This window comes from Streptomyces sp. NPDC090021, from assembly GCF_044748225.1.
GTDB lineage: Bacteria > Actinomycetota > Actinomycetes > Streptomycetales > Streptomycetaceae > Streptomyces.
The window spans coordinates 85,908-102,265 of record NZ_JBIVFO010000006.1 but is presented as its reverse complement, the minus strand read 5'-3'; the positions used below and the strand labels follow the sequence as shown (position 1 = coordinate 102,265).

At 74.2% G+C, this 16,358-nt stretch carries 13 protein-coding genes; 6 read left to right on the top strand and 7 right to left on the bottom strand.

The genetic code is table 11. The features are described 5' to 3' along the window. The first annotated feature begins 38 nt into the window (after window positions 1-38). From ACIPXC_RS06235 to ACIPXC_RS06215, 5 genes are read left to right on the top strand one after another with little or no spacing between them, the layout of a single operon-like run. Complete coding sequence (locus ACIPXC_RS06235) at window positions 39-1,313, top strand: hypothetical protein (RefSeq protein ID WP_401614165.1); 1,275 nt, start codon at window positions 39-41, stop codon at window positions 1,311-1,313. Next, window positions 1,310-4,183 (top strand): tetratricopeptide repeat protein, encoded by a 2,874-nt coding sequence (locus ACIPXC_RS06230; RefSeq protein ID WP_401614026.1) that lies wholly within the window; start codon window positions 1,310-1,312, stop codon window positions 4,181-4,183. Before ACIPXC_RS06235 ends, ACIPXC_RS06230 begins: the two co-directional genes overlap by 4 nt. Window positions 4,184-4,186: 3 nt before the next feature. After that, entirely contained in the window at window positions 4,187-5,779 is a 1,593-nt protein-coding gene (locus ACIPXC_RS06225; protein ID WP_401614024.1) for a protein phosphatase 2C domain-containing protein, read from the top strand. Window positions 5,780-5,811: 32 nt separating this feature from the next. Then, window positions 5,812-7,137, top strand: coding sequence for a hypothetical protein (locus tag ACIPXC_RS06220; protein ID WP_401614022.1), 1,326 nt, complete (start codon window positions 5,812-5,814; stop codon window positions 7,135-7,137). A 45-nt stretch (window positions 7,138-7,182) separates the two neighbouring features. Continuing rightward, on the top strand, window positions 7,183-8,208 hold the full coding sequence (locus tag ACIPXC_RS06215; protein ID WP_401614020.1) for an FHA domain-containing protein: 1,026 nt from the start codon (window positions 7,183-7,185) through the stop codon (window positions 8,206-8,208). Here ACIPXC_RS06215 and ACIPXC_RS06210 read toward each other — a convergent pair whose 3' ends face one another. After that, window positions 8,209-9,207: a methyltransferase domain-containing protein gene (locus ACIPXC_RS06210; RefSeq protein ID WP_401614017.1), complete on the bottom strand. Its 999-nt coding sequence runs from the start codon at window positions 9,205-9,207 to the stop codon at window positions 8,209-8,211. It lies immediately after the preceding gene. Window positions 9,208-9,290: 83 nt separating this feature from the next. Here ACIPXC_RS06210 and ACIPXC_RS06205 point away from each other — a divergent pair, with 83 nt between their 5' ends. Beyond that, a complete protein-coding gene (locus tag ACIPXC_RS06205) occupies window positions 9,291-9,701 on the top strand; it encodes a globin (RefSeq protein ID WP_386462282.1) in 411 nt (136 codons plus the stop codon). A 98-nt stretch (window positions 9,702-9,799) separates the two neighbouring features. Here ACIPXC_RS06205 and ACIPXC_RS06200 read toward each other — a convergent pair whose 3' ends face one another. The 6 genes from ACIPXC_RS06200 to ACIPXC_RS06175 form a co-directional block, all read right to left on the bottom strand. After that, the gene (locus ACIPXC_RS06200) at window positions 9,800-10,516 is read right to left on the bottom strand and encodes a hypothetical protein (RefSeq protein ID WP_401614015.1); all 717 of its coding nucleotides are present in this window, start codon (window positions 10,514-10,516) and stop codon (window positions 9,800-9,802) included. Further along, window positions 10,513-10,962 carry a thioesterase family protein gene (locus tag ACIPXC_RS06195; protein WP_030958380.1) on the bottom strand — a complete coding sequence of 150 codons (450 nt, stop codon included), beginning with the start codon at window positions 10,960-10,962 and terminating at the stop codon, window positions 10,513-10,515. Before ACIPXC_RS06195 ends, ACIPXC_RS06200 begins: the two co-directional genes overlap by 4 nt. Window positions 10,963-10,984: 22 nt before the next feature. Then, complete coding sequence (gene ettA / locus ACIPXC_RS06190) at window positions 10,985-12,649, bottom strand: energy-dependent translational throttle protein EttA (protein WP_401614013.1); 1,665 nt, start codon at window positions 12,647-12,649, stop codon at window positions 10,985-10,987. A 268-nt stretch (window positions 12,650-12,917) separates the two neighbouring features. Next, the gene (locus ACIPXC_RS06185; protein ID WP_401614011.1) at window positions 12,918-14,396 is read right to left on the bottom strand and encodes a bifunctional phosphatase PAP2/diacylglycerol kinase family protein; all 1,479 of its coding nucleotides are present in this window, start codon (window positions 14,394-14,396) and stop codon (window positions 12,918-12,920) included. 144 nt (window positions 14,397-14,540) lie between these two features. Then, complete coding sequence (locus ACIPXC_RS06180; RefSeq protein WP_401614009.1) at window positions 14,541-15,827, bottom strand: thioester domain-containing protein; 1,287 nt, start codon at window positions 15,825-15,827, stop codon at window positions 14,541-14,543. Window positions 15,828-15,895: 68 nt separating this feature from the next. After that, a complete protein-coding gene (locus tag ACIPXC_RS06175; RefSeq protein ID WP_401614007.1) occupies window positions 15,896-16,306 on the bottom strand; it encodes a single-stranded DNA-binding protein in 411 nt (136 codons plus the stop codon). Between the last annotated feature and the right edge of the window lie 52 nt (window positions 16,307-16,358).

The window sequence follows — 16,358 nt, the reverse complement described above, 5'->3', positions numbered from 1 at the left end:
AAGCGGAGGCACAGTCGGTGGAGACGGGGTCTGCAGTGATGGACCGGGACGGCGTCGACCGTGCCCTGACCCGGCTGGGCGCGGAGCACGAGGCCGTCGAGACCTCACTGCTCGCACTCCAGGACCACGCCGGGCGTCGGCTGCTGGAGGGCGCCGAGCTGACCGGGCTCACCCGGGAGCGCTGGGCGGGCGCCGACGCCGACATCGCCCGGCTGTGGACGTACTTCGACGCCTACAGCGGGGCGCTGACCGCCGCCCGGGAGATCCGTGAGCGGCGCCGCTGGCCGAACCGCGAGGACCTGATCGAGCTGACCGAGCGGCTGCGCGGGCCCGGGGTCCTGATCGCCGGGTCCGCCACGGAGGGCGCCGCGCTGGCGGAGCGGCTCTCCCTCGCCGAGCTCGTGTCCCGCATGAACGACCTCTACGCGCGTTCGCTGGACGTGGTGGTCGCGGCGGACGCCGTGTGGTCGGCGCTGCCCGCCCGGATCGACCTGCTCGCCGCCGAACTGCACCGCACCCGTTCGCTGGCCCACTCGGTGGGCGTGCGGCCGGGCGAGCACCCCTCGGGCGACGACCTGGAGTACATCACCACCGAGCTCACGGAGCTGCGTGCCCAGGTGATCGCGGATCCGCTGGCCTTCTGGCGTCCCGCGGCGGGGAGTTCCGCGCCCGGCGGCGGCCGACCCGACACCGCGCGCTACGACCGGGCGGCGCTCGCGCTGGAGGACGTGCGCCGGGAGGTCGAGGCGGTGCTGGACGTGCGCCAGGACGCCGAGCAGCGGCTGATCAGCCTGCGCGACGTGCTCTCGCGGGCCGACCGGACCCTGGCGGAGGCACGGACGGCGCGCGGCGAGGTGCTGGCGAAGATCGCCGCGTCCGAGGTGCCCGTGGTCAGCGGTCCCCCGACGGTGCTGCAGGAGCAGCTCGCGGCGGCGGCCGAGCACCGGCGCCACGCGCGCTGGCACCGGCTCTCACCGCTGCTGGAATCCCTGGAGGAGCGGGCCGAGGAGGAACTGCGCAGGGCCCGTGAATCGTTGACCGCGGTGACGGCGCCGCTGGCCGTGCGGGCCGAGCTGCGCGGCCGTCTCGACGCCTACAAGGCGAAGGTGGCCCGGCACGGCCTCGCGGAGGACCCCCTGCTGATCGAGAGGTACGACGTGGCCCGGCGGATGCTGTGGAGCGCGCCCTGCGACCTGCGGGCCGCGGAGCAGGCTGTCCTGCGCTACCAGCAGGCGACCGCGGAGGCGCTGGCGCCGCGGCACCTGCCCGGGCAGACGGTCCGGCCGGACGGGCCGGGGACGGAGGACGCATGAGCAGGATCGGAGCAGCGTGCGTTCGCCCCGGCTGCCCGGGCGCGTACGAGGACATGGGTGGCGGCGGGCTGTACTGCGACACCTGCGGCCTGGCCCCGGTCGGCTCGATCGCGGCGGGTGCGGAGGAGCTGGTGTCGCCGCCGACGGGGATGACGAGTGCGGCCCGCGGCTCCCTGGGGTCGGGCGGGTCCCACGGGTCCTACGGCTCCCACGGGTCACAGGGCTCCCAGGGATCCCACGGTTCGGCGCGTTCCTCGGCCTCGGCCCGGTCCTCCCGGTCCTCCTCGTCCCGCCGCTCGGTGTCGGGCCGGCTCTCGCGGGCCCTGACGGGGCAGGCCTCCACCCGGTCGGTGTCGGTGCGCAGTTCGGGCTCGGCCGCGTCCTCGGGACGCAGCCGGCTCGGTGCCGGACTGGTCAACGTGCCGGAGGTGCCGCGTCCGGACCCTTCGGCGGCGGTGCTGGAGAATCCCGAGGTGCCGGAGCGTAAACGCTTCTGCTCGCGTTCGGACTGCGGCGCCCCGGTGGGCCGGGCCCGTGGCGACCGGCCGGGCCGGACGGAAGGGTTCTGCACCAAGTGCGGGCACCCGTACTCCTTCGTGCCCAAGCTGCGCGCCGGTGAGGTGGTGCGCGGGCAGTACGAGGTGGCGGGCTGCCTCGCGCACGGCGGTCTCGGCTGGGTGTACCTGGCGGTGGACCGGGCCGTCGCGGACCGGTGGGTGGTCCTCAAGGGCCTGCTGGACACCGGCGACCAGGACGCGATGGAGGCCGCGATCTCGGAGCGGCGCTTCCTCGCGGAGATCGAGCACTCCAACATCGTGCGGATCTACAACTTCGTGGAACACCTGGACCAGCGGACCGGCTCGCTGGACGGGTACATCGTCATGGAGTACGTCGGCGGCAAGTCGCTGAAGGAGATCGCGAACGAACGGCGCCGGCCGGACGGGCGGCGCGACCCGCTGCCGGTGGAGCAGGCGTGCGCGTACGGCATCGAGGCGCTGGAGGCGCTGGGCCACCTGCACAGCCGGAACCTGCTGTACTGCGACTTCAAGGTCGACAACGCGATCCAGCAGCAGGACCAGCTGAAGCTGATCGACATGGGCGCGGTGCGGCGGATGGACGACGACGAGTCGGCCATCTACGGCACGGTGGGATACCAGGCCCCGGAGGTCGCGGAGCTGGGGCCGTCGGTCGCGTCCGACCTGTACACGGTGGCGCGGACGCTGGCCGTCCTGACCTTCGACTTCCAGGGCTACACCAACGTGTTCGTGGATTCGCTGCCGGATCCGGAGCACATCGAGGTGTTCCGGCGGTACGAGTCCTTCTACCGGCTGCTCGTACGGGCGACCGACCCGGACCCGGGGCGGCGCTTCGCGTCGGCGCAGGAGATGGCCGACCAGCTGACGGGCGTGCTGCGGGAGGTGGTCGCGCTGCAGACGGGTCAGCCGCGACCGCAGCTCTCCACCCTCTTCGGCCCGGAGCTGCGGGTCCCGGACACCCGGCTGTTCACCGGCACGGACACGTCGGACACGGTCGTCTCCCGCCTGGGCCACCGCGAGACCGCCTCCCGGCGGGGCTCCGGCCTGCGGAGCCTGTGGGGCCGCGCCCGGCCGACGGCTCCGGCGCCCGGCGGACCCGGCAGGGGCCGGCGGCCGGGCGGCACGCCCGTACCCGGCACGCCCGTACCCGGCACAGCCGCGCACGCCTTGGGCGCGGGCACCCCGCCGGGCACGGCGAACCCGACCCGGCTCGGCGGCGCGGGCACCCCGCCCGGCGGGCCCGCCCTGCCCGGGGCGGCCTCCGGCGCGGCGGGGCCCGGCGGAGCCGGGCTGACCACTGCCACGCGTGTGGCGGGGGCGGCCGTGCCGCGGGCCCGGCAGGCTCCCGCGACCGCGGCGGGCCCCGTGTCCGAGCCCCTGACCACGCCCCCCGCCGGAGGCACCCGCGGCGCCACCACGCTCGACGCCCGCGACAGCGCACTGGCGCTGCCGGTACCGCTGGTGGACGCCGGTGATCCCAACGCCGGTTTCCTGGCCGGTCTGCTGGCCTCCGCGCCCGCGGACCTGCTGGGCGCGCTGGCCTCGGCCCCCGCCGACTCGGCCGAGTTGCGACTGCGCGAGCTGCGGGCCCGGCTGGAGCTCGGCGAACCGGCCGCGGCCGGGGACGCCCTGGCCGAGCTGGAGGCCCGTCACCCGGACGACTGGCGCGTGGTGTGGGCCCGTGGCATCGCCTCACTGGCCACCGGCGACGACGAGACGGCGGCCGTGTCCTTCGACGCGATCTACGACGCGTTCCCGGGCGAGCCCGCGCCGAAGCTGGCCCTCGGGCTGTGCGCGGAGGTGCTGGGCCAACTGGACAACGCCGCCGAGTACTACCGCCTGGTCTGGATCACCGACCCCGGGTTCGTCAGTGCGGCCTTCGGGCTGGCGCGGGTCCAACTGGCCGCCGGTGACCGGGACGGAGCCGTGCGCACGCTGGAATCCGTACCGGAGGCGTCCATCCACTACACCGCCGCGCGGGTGGCTGCCGTACGCGCACGTCTGCGCGACCGGTCACCGCAAGAGCCTCTGCTGGCCGACCTTTCGGCCGCAGCCGACCAGGTGGAGGCCCTGCGGAGGTTCGGGCTGGACCCGGCGCGGCAGGAGTTGCTGGCGACGGAGGTTCTGGGCTCGGCCCTGGACTGGGTACTGTCGGGTGGTCGGGGTGCCGACCCCGGCCGGACCTCGCTGCTCGGCAGTCAACTGGACGAGCGGGGCCTGCGCTTCGGACTGGAGCGCTCGTACCGCGTCCTCGCACGGCTGGCACGGCGTGGCGAGGAGAGGATCGAACTGGTGGAACGGGCCAACCGTTTCCGTCCCCGGACGTGGGTGTGATTGATGTCGATGCATCGGCTGTCGGGCTGCCCCAGCTGCGCGGAACCCCTCGAAGAGGGTGACCGTTTCTGCGGTCTCTGCGGCTACGCCCTGACCCCTTCTTCCGCGGCCGTGTCCACGGACCACCCGACCGTTCCCATCCCACCGGCACCACCCACGCCGCCCGCACCTCCCGGGGGCGGGTACGCGATCCCGGCCCCGGCCGCCTCGCACGCCGCCTCCGGCGCCGGTGAACCCGCCCCGGGCTGGGGCAGCGTGGCCGCGGCCGCGCCGACCCTGGTCGGGGACCCGGCCGACTGGGCGGCCGCCCCGGCACCGCACCGGCCGGAACAGGAACCGGAGCCCCGGCCGGGCCCGGCCGGCACCCCGTACCCGGCCCCGGGCCACGAGAACCCGTACGACACCGGCACGCCCCCGGAGGGGATCCCGTGGGGTGCCGCCGGTTCCCCGGCCCCGGCCCCGCAGGGCCCGGCGGACGGCCCCGAGACCCGCCACGACCGGCCCGGCGGGGACCCCGGCACACCCGCCGGGGCGACCCCCTGGAGCACGGGCGAGGCCCCGTACGAGAACCCGTACGACAGCGCGCCCCCGGCGGGCGCGGCACCCGCTGCGGCACCCGGCCCGACGCCCGGCGGGAAGACCTGCGTGGCCTGCCGGGCCGGGCACGTCGACACCGACGGGTACTGCGAGCACTGCGGGCACGCCCAGCCCCGGGAGCGGGACCACGTCGAGGAGGAGCTGGGCAGCGTCGCCGCCGTCAGCGACCGCGGGCTGCGCCACCACCGCAACGAGGACTCGTTCGCCGTGTCGGCCACCGCCCTGCCCGACGGCTCCGCCGCCACCGTGGCCGTCGTCTGCGACGGGGTGTCCTCCGCGAGCCGCCCCGACGACGCTTCGGCGGCCGCGGCCGCCGCCGCGAACGAGGCCCTGCTGGAGGCCCTGCCCCGCGGCGCGCACCCCCAGGAGGCCATGCACGAGGCGATCCTGGCCGCCGCCGCGGCGGTCGACGCGCTGGCCCCCGAGGTTCCCGGCGCGCAGAACGCCCCCGCCTGCACCCTGGTCGGCGCCGTCGTCAGCGGCGGCCTGCTGACCATCGGCTGGGTGGGCGACAGCCGCGCCTACTGGGTACCCGACGACCGCGCCGCGCTGCCCCGCCGGCTCACCGAGGACGACTCGTGGGCCGCCCAGATGGTCGCCGCCGGCCTGATGGGTGAGGCCGAGGCCTACGCGGACGCCCGCGCGCACGCCATCACCGGCTGGCTGGGTGCCGACGCGTACGAGCTCGAACCGCACACCGCGATCTTCAAGCCGGACCACCCGGGCGTGGTCGTGGTCTGCACCGACGGACTGTGGAACTACGCGGAGTCCGCGCGGGAGATGGCGCAGGTCCTGCCCGTCGACGCCGCGGTCCGCCCGCTGCACGGCGCACAGGTGCTCGTGGGACACGCCCTCGACGGCGGCGGCCACGACAACATCACCGTGGCCGTCGTGCCGTTCGCCACGCAGCCCGAACGCGAACGGGAACCGGGTTCGGCCCCGGAGACCGGCACGGCAGCACCAGCGGAACCGGAAGTGGAAGCGCGCCCGCAGGTCTGACCCGCCTGCCGAGCCCTCTAGGAGTCCAGCCGATGGCGAATTTCGCCAAGCCGAGCGCACCGCGCTTCAGCGTGGACGTGTACCAGAACGAGTTCCTTCCCGAAGGCGGGCGGGACGTCCACGCCATCGTCACCGTCACCGCCACCGGTGGGGGCAGCGTCACCCGCGGGACGCCCGCGGACGGCACGGCCGCCGTCGTGATCATGGTCGACTGCTCGGGCTCCATGGAGTACCCGGCGGAGAAGATGCGGGGCGCCCGCGAGGCCACGGCCGCGGCCGTCGACACCCTGCGCGACGGCACGGCCTTCGCGGTGATCGCCGGCACGCACGTGGCCAGGGAGGTCTATCCGGGCCTGGGTCGCCTCGCCGTCGCCGGCCCCGCCACCCGGGCCGAGGCCAAGGAGGCCCTGCGCGGCCTCGGCGCAGGCGGCGGCACCGCCATCGGCACCTGGCTGCGGCTGGCCGACGGCCTGCTGCGCGGCTCCACCGCGGCCATCCGGCACGGCATCCTGCTCACCGACGGACGCAACGAGCACGAGGAACCGGCCGTCCTGCGTGCCACCCTGGACGCCTGCGCGGGCCGTTTCACCTGCGACGCCCGCGGCGTGGGCACCGACTGGGAGGTGAAGGAGGTCACCGGCATCGCGAGCGCCCTGCTCGGCTCCGCCGACATCGTGGCCGACCCGGCCCACCTCACCGAGGACTTCACGCGCATGATGGAGAAGGTCATGGGCAAGGAGGTCGCGGACGTCTCGCTGCGCCTGTGGACCCCGGTCGGCGTGGAGATCCAGTACGTCAAGCAGGTCGCGCCCACCGTGCAGGACCTGACCGGCCGCCGGACCGACGCGGGCCCGCGCGCGGGCGACTATCCGACCGGGTCGTGGGGCGACGAGTCCCGCGAGTACCACGTGTGCGTGCGCGTCCCCGGCGCCGCCGTCGGCCAGGAGATGCTCGCCTCCCGCGCCATGCTGGTGCGGCCGGCGACGGGGGGCGAGCCCGAGGCCGTCCTGGCCCAGGGTCTGGTGCGCGCGGTGTGGACGCACGACGTGGCCGCGTCCACCGCCATCAACCCGCAGGTCGCCCACTACACCGGGCAGGCGGAGCTGGCGCAGGCTATCCAGCAGGGCCTCGAAGCCCGCAAAATGGGCGATGTCGATGGTGCTACGGCCAAACTCGGACGGGCCGTACAACTGGCGAGCGTCTCAGGGAACGCCGACACAGCACGGCTTCTGTCGAAGGTGGTGGATGTGGTGGACGCGGTGGCGGGTACTGTGCGGCTGAAAGCGAAGGTTGCCGACGCCGACGAGATGACTCTCGAAACACGTTCGACCCAGACCGTCCGAGTGAAGAAGTTCTGAGAGCCTCCCGCGATGACGCTGGGAGAAGAAGGGGGAAGAGCCGCCATGCCGACCTGCCCGAACGGGCACCAGTCCGCCTCCGACGACTGGTGCGAGGTCTGCGGCCACCGCATGGGTACCCCCGAGGGTCCCCCCGCCGTGCCTTCCTACGGCTACGGCTTCCCCCCGACCGCCGGTGAACCGACCGCCCAGGCAGAGCTCTGCCCGCAGTGCCGGACCCCGCGCGAGGCCATGGCCCCGTTCTGCGAGGAGTGCCGGTACAACTTCCTGACCCGTGCGGCGACCCCGTACACGCCGCCTCCGGTCGCGGACCCCGTGCCGCCGGGGCCCGGCGCCGGTCCCGCTGCCGGGCCCCGTCCCGGCAGCCCGCCCCCGCCGCCCGTGTCGGCGCCGGGGACGTACGGCGACCACTTCGAGTACCAGGGCTCGCGGCCGTCCCGGGTCAACCGCCCGGCGGAGCCGCTCCAGCGCGAGGACGACTGGCTGCTGCCGCCGCCCGCGCACGAGCCGCCGCCGGCGTACCAGCAGGCCCAGCAGGCCCAGCAGGCCCAGCAGCAGCCCCGGTACCAGCAGCAGGCCCCGCCGCAGCACCAGCAGGAGTACCAGCAGGACTACGGCCGGCAGCAGTCCCAGGCCCCGTCGTACCAGCACCTGCCGCCCCAGGGCGGGTCCTGGAGCGCGACGATCGGCCCCGACCGCTCGTACTTCATGGCGATGATGCAGCGCAGCGGCCCCGAGGCGACCGGGCTCAACCTGCCCGCGTACTCCCCGGAACAGCACCTCCCGCTGTCCGGCGGCCAGATCACCATCGGCCGACGCCGCGCCTCCACGGGCGAGTCCCCGGACATCGACCTGTCGGTGCCCCCGGAGGACCCGGGCGTCTCCCACCAGCACGCGGTGCTGGTGCAGCAGCCCGACATGAGCTGGGCGGTGGTGGACCAGAACTCCACCAACGGCACCACCATCAACGGCGGCGAGGACCCGATCCAGCCCTACGTCCCGGTCCCGCTCGCCGACGGCGACCGCGTCCACGTGGGCGCCTGGACCACGATCACCATCCGCCGCGGCTGATCAGGCTCCCCCCAGGGGCCACACGTAGGGACCCTGGGGGTCGTCCAGCCATGACCACTGGCCTTCCGGGCCGACCGAGACGCCGAAGCGTTCGCGGCCCGGGCGGCCCTCGCTGCGCCACAGGTCCAGGGCCTCGCGGGGGTGCAGTGCCCCGGCGGTCAGCACCAGCATGAACTGGAAGCGCTCGTTCTCCACCAGCTCGTACGGGAGCCCGCGCACCATCGCCGTCCGGTCGGGCGGCGGTACGCCCGTGGCCCCGCGCAGCGGGACGAAGTAGGCCGCGGTGTGCAGGAAACGGCCCTCGGCGAACTCGGCGTCCCGGACCGTGAGGGAGATCAGCCCGGTCGACAGCGGGGCCAGAATGCGGGCCCCGGGCCGGCACTGGCCGAGCCAGGCGGGCGGGACCAGCGGCAGCATGCAGGTCACCAGGATCCGGTCGAAGGGGGCACGGGCGGGGCAGCCGCGGGCGCCGTCGCCGGTGACCACCGTCGGGTGGTAGCCGAGGCGGGCCAGGTGGGTCCGGGCGGACTCGGTGATCTCCTCGTCCAGGTCCACGGTGGTGACGTGCTCGTCGCCGAGGCGGTGGCAGAGCAGGGCCGCGTTGTAGCCGGTGCCCGCGCCGATCTCCAGGACGTCGTCGCCGTCGCGCACCTCCAGGGCGGCCAGCATCTTCGCCATCAGGGAGGGCTGGCTGCTGGAGGACACCAGGCGGCCGTCGCGCAGCCGGGTGGCGAGCGGGGCGTCGACGTAGACCCCGCGCAGCCAGCGGGCCCGCTGCGCGGGGTCGGGGTCCTCGGCCCAGAGCCGTTCGTGGCCGGCGCCGCGGTCGGCCCAGAAGTAGGGCACGAAGGCGTGCCGGGGCACGGCCGCGAAGGCGGCCCGCCAGCGCGGGTCCTCCAGCACGCCGGCCGCGGTCAGCTCCCGCACCTGGGCGGCGTGCGCGGTCTCCCGCAGGTCCCGCGTCCCGGTGCGTGCGCTGTGTGCGGTGTGTGCGGCCATGCCTCCACTGTCCTGCGGCCGGGCCGCGCGTGCGAGCGCGAAGGCGCCCCCGGACGGTGCCGGGCGTCTGAGACGATGGTCGGGTGAATGAGATTCCGCAGGGCGGCCTTCAGGAGCAGGAGCAGACCTTCTACGAGCAGGTGGGCGGCGAGGACACCTTCCGTCGCCTGGTGCGGCGCTTCTACCAAGGGGTCGCGGAGGACCCCCTGCTGCGCCCGATGTACCCGGAGGAGGACCTCGGTCCGGCCGAGGAGCGTTTCGCGCTGTTCCTGATGCAGTACTGGGGCGGGCCGACCACGTACAGCCGGCACCGCGGCCACCCGCGGCTGCGGATGCGGCACGCGCCGTTCCAGGTGGACGCGGCGGCCCACGACGCCTGGCTGAAGCACATGCGGGTGGCGCTGGACGAGCTGGGCCTGGCTCCGGAGCACGAGGCGCAGCTGTGGAAGTACCTCACCTACGCCGCCGCATCGATGATCAACACGGCGGGCTAGACCGTTGCGGTACCAGGGCGCACCCCGGGCCGGTCGGCCTCGGGCCGGTCGGCCTCGGGCCGGTCGGCCTCGGGGCGGTCGGCCTCGGGGCGCGCGGGTCAGACGGGGCTGACCCGGAAGGCGCCGAGGCCGCCGGTGGCGCCGGGGCGGCGGGTGGCGACGGAGCCGTACGGGGTGCGCAGCCTCAGCCAGCTCCCGGAGGCGAGCAGCGCCACCGGGGCGGGGGCTGCGCTGGGCTCGGTGGCGGGGGCGGGCACCGTGGCCCGTACCGGCCGCAGGAAGCCCAGGGACTGCGCGGCGTGCGCGACGCGCAGCGGCAGCTCGGTGTCGCCCAGGGTGCGGGACCAGATCTCGCGGCCGATCCGGTCGCGTTCGGACCGGGTCCGGTGCTGCGCGGGCAGGGCCCCGTCACGGGCCCGGAACTCGGCGACGGAGGCCGCCAGGGCCTGCGCGATCGCTTCCGTGCCGGGCAGGCCCGGCAGTTGCCGCCAGCCGCCGCGGGGCGGGAGCACCCCGGTCCAGGGCGGCCCGGTGACCGGCCCGGGCACGGTGGCCCCGGCCGAGGCCTCGTCCACGGCCTCCAGCAGCTCACCGGCGGACACGGTGACGTCCAGCGGTGTCGTCACGGGTGCGGCGAGCCGCACGGTGCGGATGGCCAGGACCTCGAACGAGGGCGGCCGCCCGAACACGCCGAGCGCGCCGCCGCCCGCCTGGAGGCGGACGGCGGCGGCCCGGTCGTAGTGCACCAGCCGGCCCAGGAAGGCGGCGAGGTCCGCCGCCTCCCCGGAGTCGGCGAAGCGCAGCTGCTCACTCATGCCGCGATGGCCTCGGCGCGCGGCTCGTCGAGGTACTCCTCCAGGAAGTGCCTCTCCTCGGCCGTGATGCGGCGGGGCCGCCCCGCGGCGAGGTTGTAGGGCACGACCACGGTCTCCGCACGCACGTAGACGGTCTCGGGCCGGTCCTCCGTCGCCTCGTCCTTGACCTCGTAGCGGATGGTCAGGGAAGCGGCGCCTATCCGGGTCACCCAGGACTCGATGAGGACCGGCTCGTGCCGGTGCACGAGGGGCAGCTTGTAGTCGATCTCGTGGCGGGCCACGACGGACCCGCCGGTGAAGGACTCACTGCCCTCCCCCGGCGCGAGGCGGAACATGAAGTCGATCCGCGCCTCCTCCAGGTAGCGGAGGAAGACGACGTTGTTGACGTGCCCGAAGGCATCCATGTCCGCCCAGCGCAGGGGGCAACGGTATTGGTGTCTGGCCATGGCCGTGACCTCAGCTCTCCCCTCAGCCCCGGGTGAGCTTCTTGTAGGTGGCACGGTGCGGACGGGTCGCGTCCGGGCCGAGCCGCTCGATCTTGTTCTTCTCGTAGGACTCGAAGTTGCCCTCGAACCAGAACCACTTGGAGTCACCCTCGTAGGCGAGGATGTGGGTGGCCACCCGGTCCAGGAACCAGCGGTCGTGGGAGACGACGACGGCCGCACCGGGGAACTCCAGCAGCGCGTTCTCCAGCGAGCCCAGGGTCTCGACGTCGAGGTCGTTGGTGGGCTCGTCGAGGAGCAGCAGGTTGCCGCCCTGCTTCAGGGTGAGCGCGAGGTTCAGGCGGTTGCGCTCACCGCCGGAGAGCACGCCGGCCGGCTTCTGCTGGTCCGGGCCCTTGAAGCCGAAGGCGCTGACGTACGCGCGGGACGGCATCTCGACGTTGCCGACGTTGATGTAGTCCAGCTCGTCCGACACGACCGCCCAGAGGGTCTTCTTGGGGTCGATGTTGGCGCGGCCCTGGTCCACGTAGCTGATCTTGACGGTCTCGCCGACCTTGATCTCGCCGGAGTCCGGCTTCTCCAGGCCCTGGATCATCTTGAAGAGCGTGGTCTTGCCGGCGCCGTTCGGGCCGATGATGCCGACGATGCCGTTGCGCGGCAGGGTGAAGGACAGGTCGTCGATGAGGACCTTGTCGCCGAACGCCTTGGAGAGGTTGTTGACCTCGACCACGATCGAGCCCAGACGCGGGCCCGGCGGGATCTGGATCTCCTCGAAGTCGAGCTTGCGCATCTTGTCGGCCTCGGCCGCCATCTCCTCGTAGCGAGCGAGACGGGCCTTGGACTTGGCCTGGCGGCCCTTGGCGTTGGAGCGGACCCACTCCAGCTCTTCCTTGAGGCGCTTGGCGCGCTTCTCGTCCTTCTTGCCCTCGACCTTGAGGCGCTCGGCCTTCTTCTCCAGGTAGGTGGAGTAGTTGCCCTCGTAGGGGTGGGCGCGGCCGCGGTCGAGTTCGAGGATCCACTCGGCGACGTTGTCGAGGAAGTAGCGGTCGTGGGTGACGGCCACGACGGCGCCCTTGTACTGGGCCAGGTGCTGCTCCAGCCAGTTCACGGACTCGGCGTCGAGGTGGTTGGTGGGCTCGTCGAGGAGCAGCAGGTCGGGGGCCTCCAGCAGCAGCTTGCAGAGGGCCACGCGGCGCTTCTCACCACCGGAGAGGTTGGTGACCGGCCAGTCGCCGGGCGGGCAGCCCAGGGCGTCCATGGCCTGCTCCAGCTGGGCGTCGAGGTCCCACGCGTTGGCGTGGTCCAGGTCGTCCTGGAGCTTGCCCATCTCCTCCATCAGCTCGTCGGTGTAGTTCGTCGCCATTTCCTCGGCGATCGCGTTGAACCGGTTGAGCTTCTGCTTGATCGGGCCGACGCCGTCCTCGACGTTCTCCAGCACCGTCTTGGACTCGTCCAGCTTCGGCTCCTGCATGAGGATGCCGACGGTGTAGCCGGGCGTCAGGAAGGCGTCACCGTTGGACGGCTGCTCGATGCCCGCCATGATCTTCAGAACGGTGGACTTACCGGCACCGTTCGGACCCACCACACCGATCTTCGCGCCGGGCAGGAAGTTCAGGAAGACGTCGTCAAGGATCACCTTGTCGCCGTGTGCCTTGCGCGTCTTGCGCATGGTGTAGATGAACTCAGCCAAGAGAAACCGTCCGGCAGATCGATGGTGGGCAGATACACCCCATCTTGCCAGGCGTCCATACCTCGGGGGAAACCCGTATGGTCAGGCGCCCTGACCTGCGGTCCGCCCAGGGGCTGGTCTCACGGTCTGGTCACCGTTGGTCGACGTTGGTGACCGTTGGAGGCCGCCTGACGGCCCATAGACGGCCCAGCGAGGAACCCGGGAGGGGCCCCCGCCCCACCCCTACCGCCGGCATGCGGGGCGGCCCGCGGGGCCGGGGGCGGGGTGGTCAGAGGGGGCGGTAGACGGTGAGGGCTCCTGGGAGGGTGTCGAGGACGAGCTCGCCCGGGGCCTTGGCGTACTCGCCGTCGTAGGCGAGCGGGGTGCCCTGCGGGACGGATCCGACGCGCAGGCTGCGCAGGTGGGTGGCCGCGTGGACCGGGGACCGGCTCAGGGGGCCGGCGAAGGCGGCGGCCAGCAGCCGGGGGCCGGGCCGCCCGCCGCCGTGGACGACCCGCAGGTCGAGCAGGCCCTCGCCGACGCTGTCGCGGCGGCCCGGGGTGGGGCCGGTGCCGTGGTAGGTGCCGTTGCCGGCGAAGAGCAGCCAGACGCTCCGGGGCCGTCCGGCCAGTTTCAGCCGTACGGGCCGCTCGGCGCGCAGGACCTTCCAGGCCGCCAGCAGGGCGGCCGGTCCGCCGCCGATGCGCGGGCCCCAGTGCAGCCGGTGCCGCAGCAGCTCCGGGTAGGCGCCGATGCTGAAGTTGTTCAGGAAGTAGCCGGGCGCCCCGTCGGGGCCCGGGCCCGGGGAGAAGCGGCCCACGCCGATGCGGACGGCCTCCCCGTGCTCCAGGGCTTCGCAGGTGGACTCGGGTCCGAGGAGGCCGAGGTCCAGCGAGAAGTGGTTGAGGGTGCCGCCGGGGAACACGGCGAGGGGGACCCCGGCCTTCAGGGCGGCGGTGGCGGCGGCGTTGACGGTGCCGTCGCCGCCGCACACCCCGAGGACGAGGGAGCGCGAGGCCGCCCCGGCCAGTGCGGGGAGCAGGTCCGCGCCCCGGCACTCGATCACCTCGGCCTTGGGGAGCCTGGCGCGCACGAAGTCGGGCACGGTCGCGGCCGTGCCCGACCCGGTGTTGACCACCACCGTCAGCCCGGCCCCGTCGGGCAGCGCGGGGACCCCGACGGCCTTCGGCTCGTCGCCCGGCACGGCCCGGGCCTCCTGCACGTCCCGCGCCAGCCGGCGTACGACGAAGGCGGCGACCACGCCCAGTGCCGCTCCCGCCACCACGTCGGAGGGGTAGTGCACGCCGGTGTAGACCCGGGAGAACGCCACCGACGCGGCCACCGGGGCGAGCGCGGCACCCAGGGCGGGGGCCTCCAGCGCCAGCCCGGCGGTGAAGGCGAAGGCGGACGCCGAGTGCCCGGACGGGAAGGAGGTGGTCTGCGGCTGCACGGCCAGCTGCCGTACCGCGGGCACGCCTTCCAGCAGCGGCCGGGGGCGGCGTACGGACCACTTGCCGATGGTGTTGATGGTCGAGGAGGCCAGCATCAGGGAGGCCGCCCCGCGCAGGGCCGCCTTGCGCGCGCCGGCCGACCCGAAGACGGCGATGGCCGCGGCGGCTCCGCCCCACAGCACGCCGTGGTTCGCGGCCCGCCCGAGGCGGGGCAGCACGCGGTCGGCGCCGGGCCAGTGCCGACGGGCCACGGCGTCGAACAGCCGGCGGTCCCATCGCGCGAAGGCGCCGGTCCAGGTCAGTTCTTGATCAACCATTTCCTGCCTCTACCCCGGATCCCGTTCCGGAATCGGCGCGGGCACTCGGCGCCGGCCGTTTCCCCGTCTCCAGCTCCGCTTCCCTCGTCTCCAGCTCCGCTTCCTCCGCTTTCCTCGTCTCCTGCTCCTGAAGCGCTTCCCTTCCTACTCCTCCTCGTCGAGGGGGCGCTTGCGCAGCAGCAGGACGACCAGGCCGCCCAGCACGACGAGGCCCACCGCCAGGGAGGCGATGACGGGTGTGGCGGCCGAGCTGCCGCTGGTCGCCAGCCGCTCCTCGTCCGGGGAGGTCGTCGCCAGGGACGCGGACTGCGCGCCCAGCGCGACCGCCGCCGAACCGATCCCCGTGTCCGAGGCCTCGGCCGGGGTCGCACCGGCCTCGGGCGGCGGGGGCGGCGGCCAGGCCGCCCGCGCCGTGGCCGTCGCCGCGGACTCGCTGGAGCCGGCCACGATCTGCGCCTGGGCGGGGACTCCGCTGGTGAAGACCCGCCCGACCGGCACCTTGGTGGCCCCCTGGACGGTGACCGAGGCCGTCCCGTCGGGGGTGCCCGCCGGTACCTCGAAGTAGATCCGGCTCCCGTTGGCCGCCGTACCCAGCGGCCGCCCCTCGGCGTCCACCACGCGCACCCCCATGGCCGCGGCCGCCGCGTCCGGGATGACCGACACGCTCCGCGCGCCGGTGCGCACGGTCACCGGGCCGAGCCGGCTGCCGACCGGCCCCGACACGTCGGCGGGTTCGAGTCTCAGCGAAGCGGGCGGCTCCGCCAGCTGTCCCGCCGCCCGCTGGAGGTAGTCGGCCAGCTTCTCCGCGGACGGGTCCGCCGCCTCGACGCGCACCCCGTCCGCGAGCCGCCAGATCGCCACCTGCGTCCCCGCCGCCGCGCTCTCGGCCGTCAGCGACACGGCCCCGGCCGCCTTGGCGAGCCCGGCCAGGTCGTTCAGCTGCGGGTAGGAGTGCTCCAGCACCCAGCGGATCCGTCCTGCCTGTCCGTTGCCCGCCAGCGGACTGCCGCTCCAGCCGCTCTCCGCGTACCGGGCCTGCGGCTGTGCGTTGCCCGCCACGCCGACCCCGTACGTCTGGAGCGTCCCGCCCCCGTCGACCCGCATCTCGTACAGACCAGCGGGGATGTGCCGCACCGATCCGTCCCCGGCGTGGAGGACCGCCTGCCCGAACGTCTTCAGCCCGTCCAGCACGGCGCTCGCGCCCTCCGGCACGCGGGGCGCCACCGGCCCGGAGTCGGCGGCGGCCCGGGCGCCGGGCGCGGCGGTAAGGGCCGCGGCCAGCAGGACGGCCGCGAGCGGCCGGCGCGGGGAGCCCCGTACGGCGCCGCGTGCGGGAGCAGCTGGAACGGGGACAGCACGAGCGGGAACAGCAGGTACCGAAGCAGCAGGAGCGGGAGCAGGAGCGGAGGATGCGGGAACGGCAATCGACACAGTCTTCCCCTTCGGGCCAAAGACCCAGGTGCCCGTGAGTACCGGGGAATCCTAACCGCCTCGAACACTCAGCCCACCGCCGCCTTCTGAGTGTCCATCAGCGGATGATCGGTTCTGACCACTCGCCGGAAGGCCGCCGTCCCGCGGTTCAGGTCGTGCCCGATGGCAGTCGCGTCGATCTCCGCGCTGACCCACCGGCCTCCCCCCTCCCCGGCCGGTGGATCGTCCCGCACGCGCAGCCGCCCGTGCACCACCAGCGGCTCGCCCACCGACACGGAACCGGCGAGGTTCACCGCCAGGGTGCGCCGCGCCCACACCGTGTAGAAGCTGGTGGGCCCGTCCGTCCAGGCGTCCTTGCGCCGGTCGTAGTACCGGGGCGTCACCGCGAACCGGAACCGCGCCGACGGACCGTTCACCGTCTCCTTGTAGTCGACCTGCGTCGCCACGTACCCCACCAGCGTCACCTGGGTGTCGTACATCCCGGTCACCCTCCCCCGTCGTCCCGGCCCGCACGGACCATCCGTACGGGCT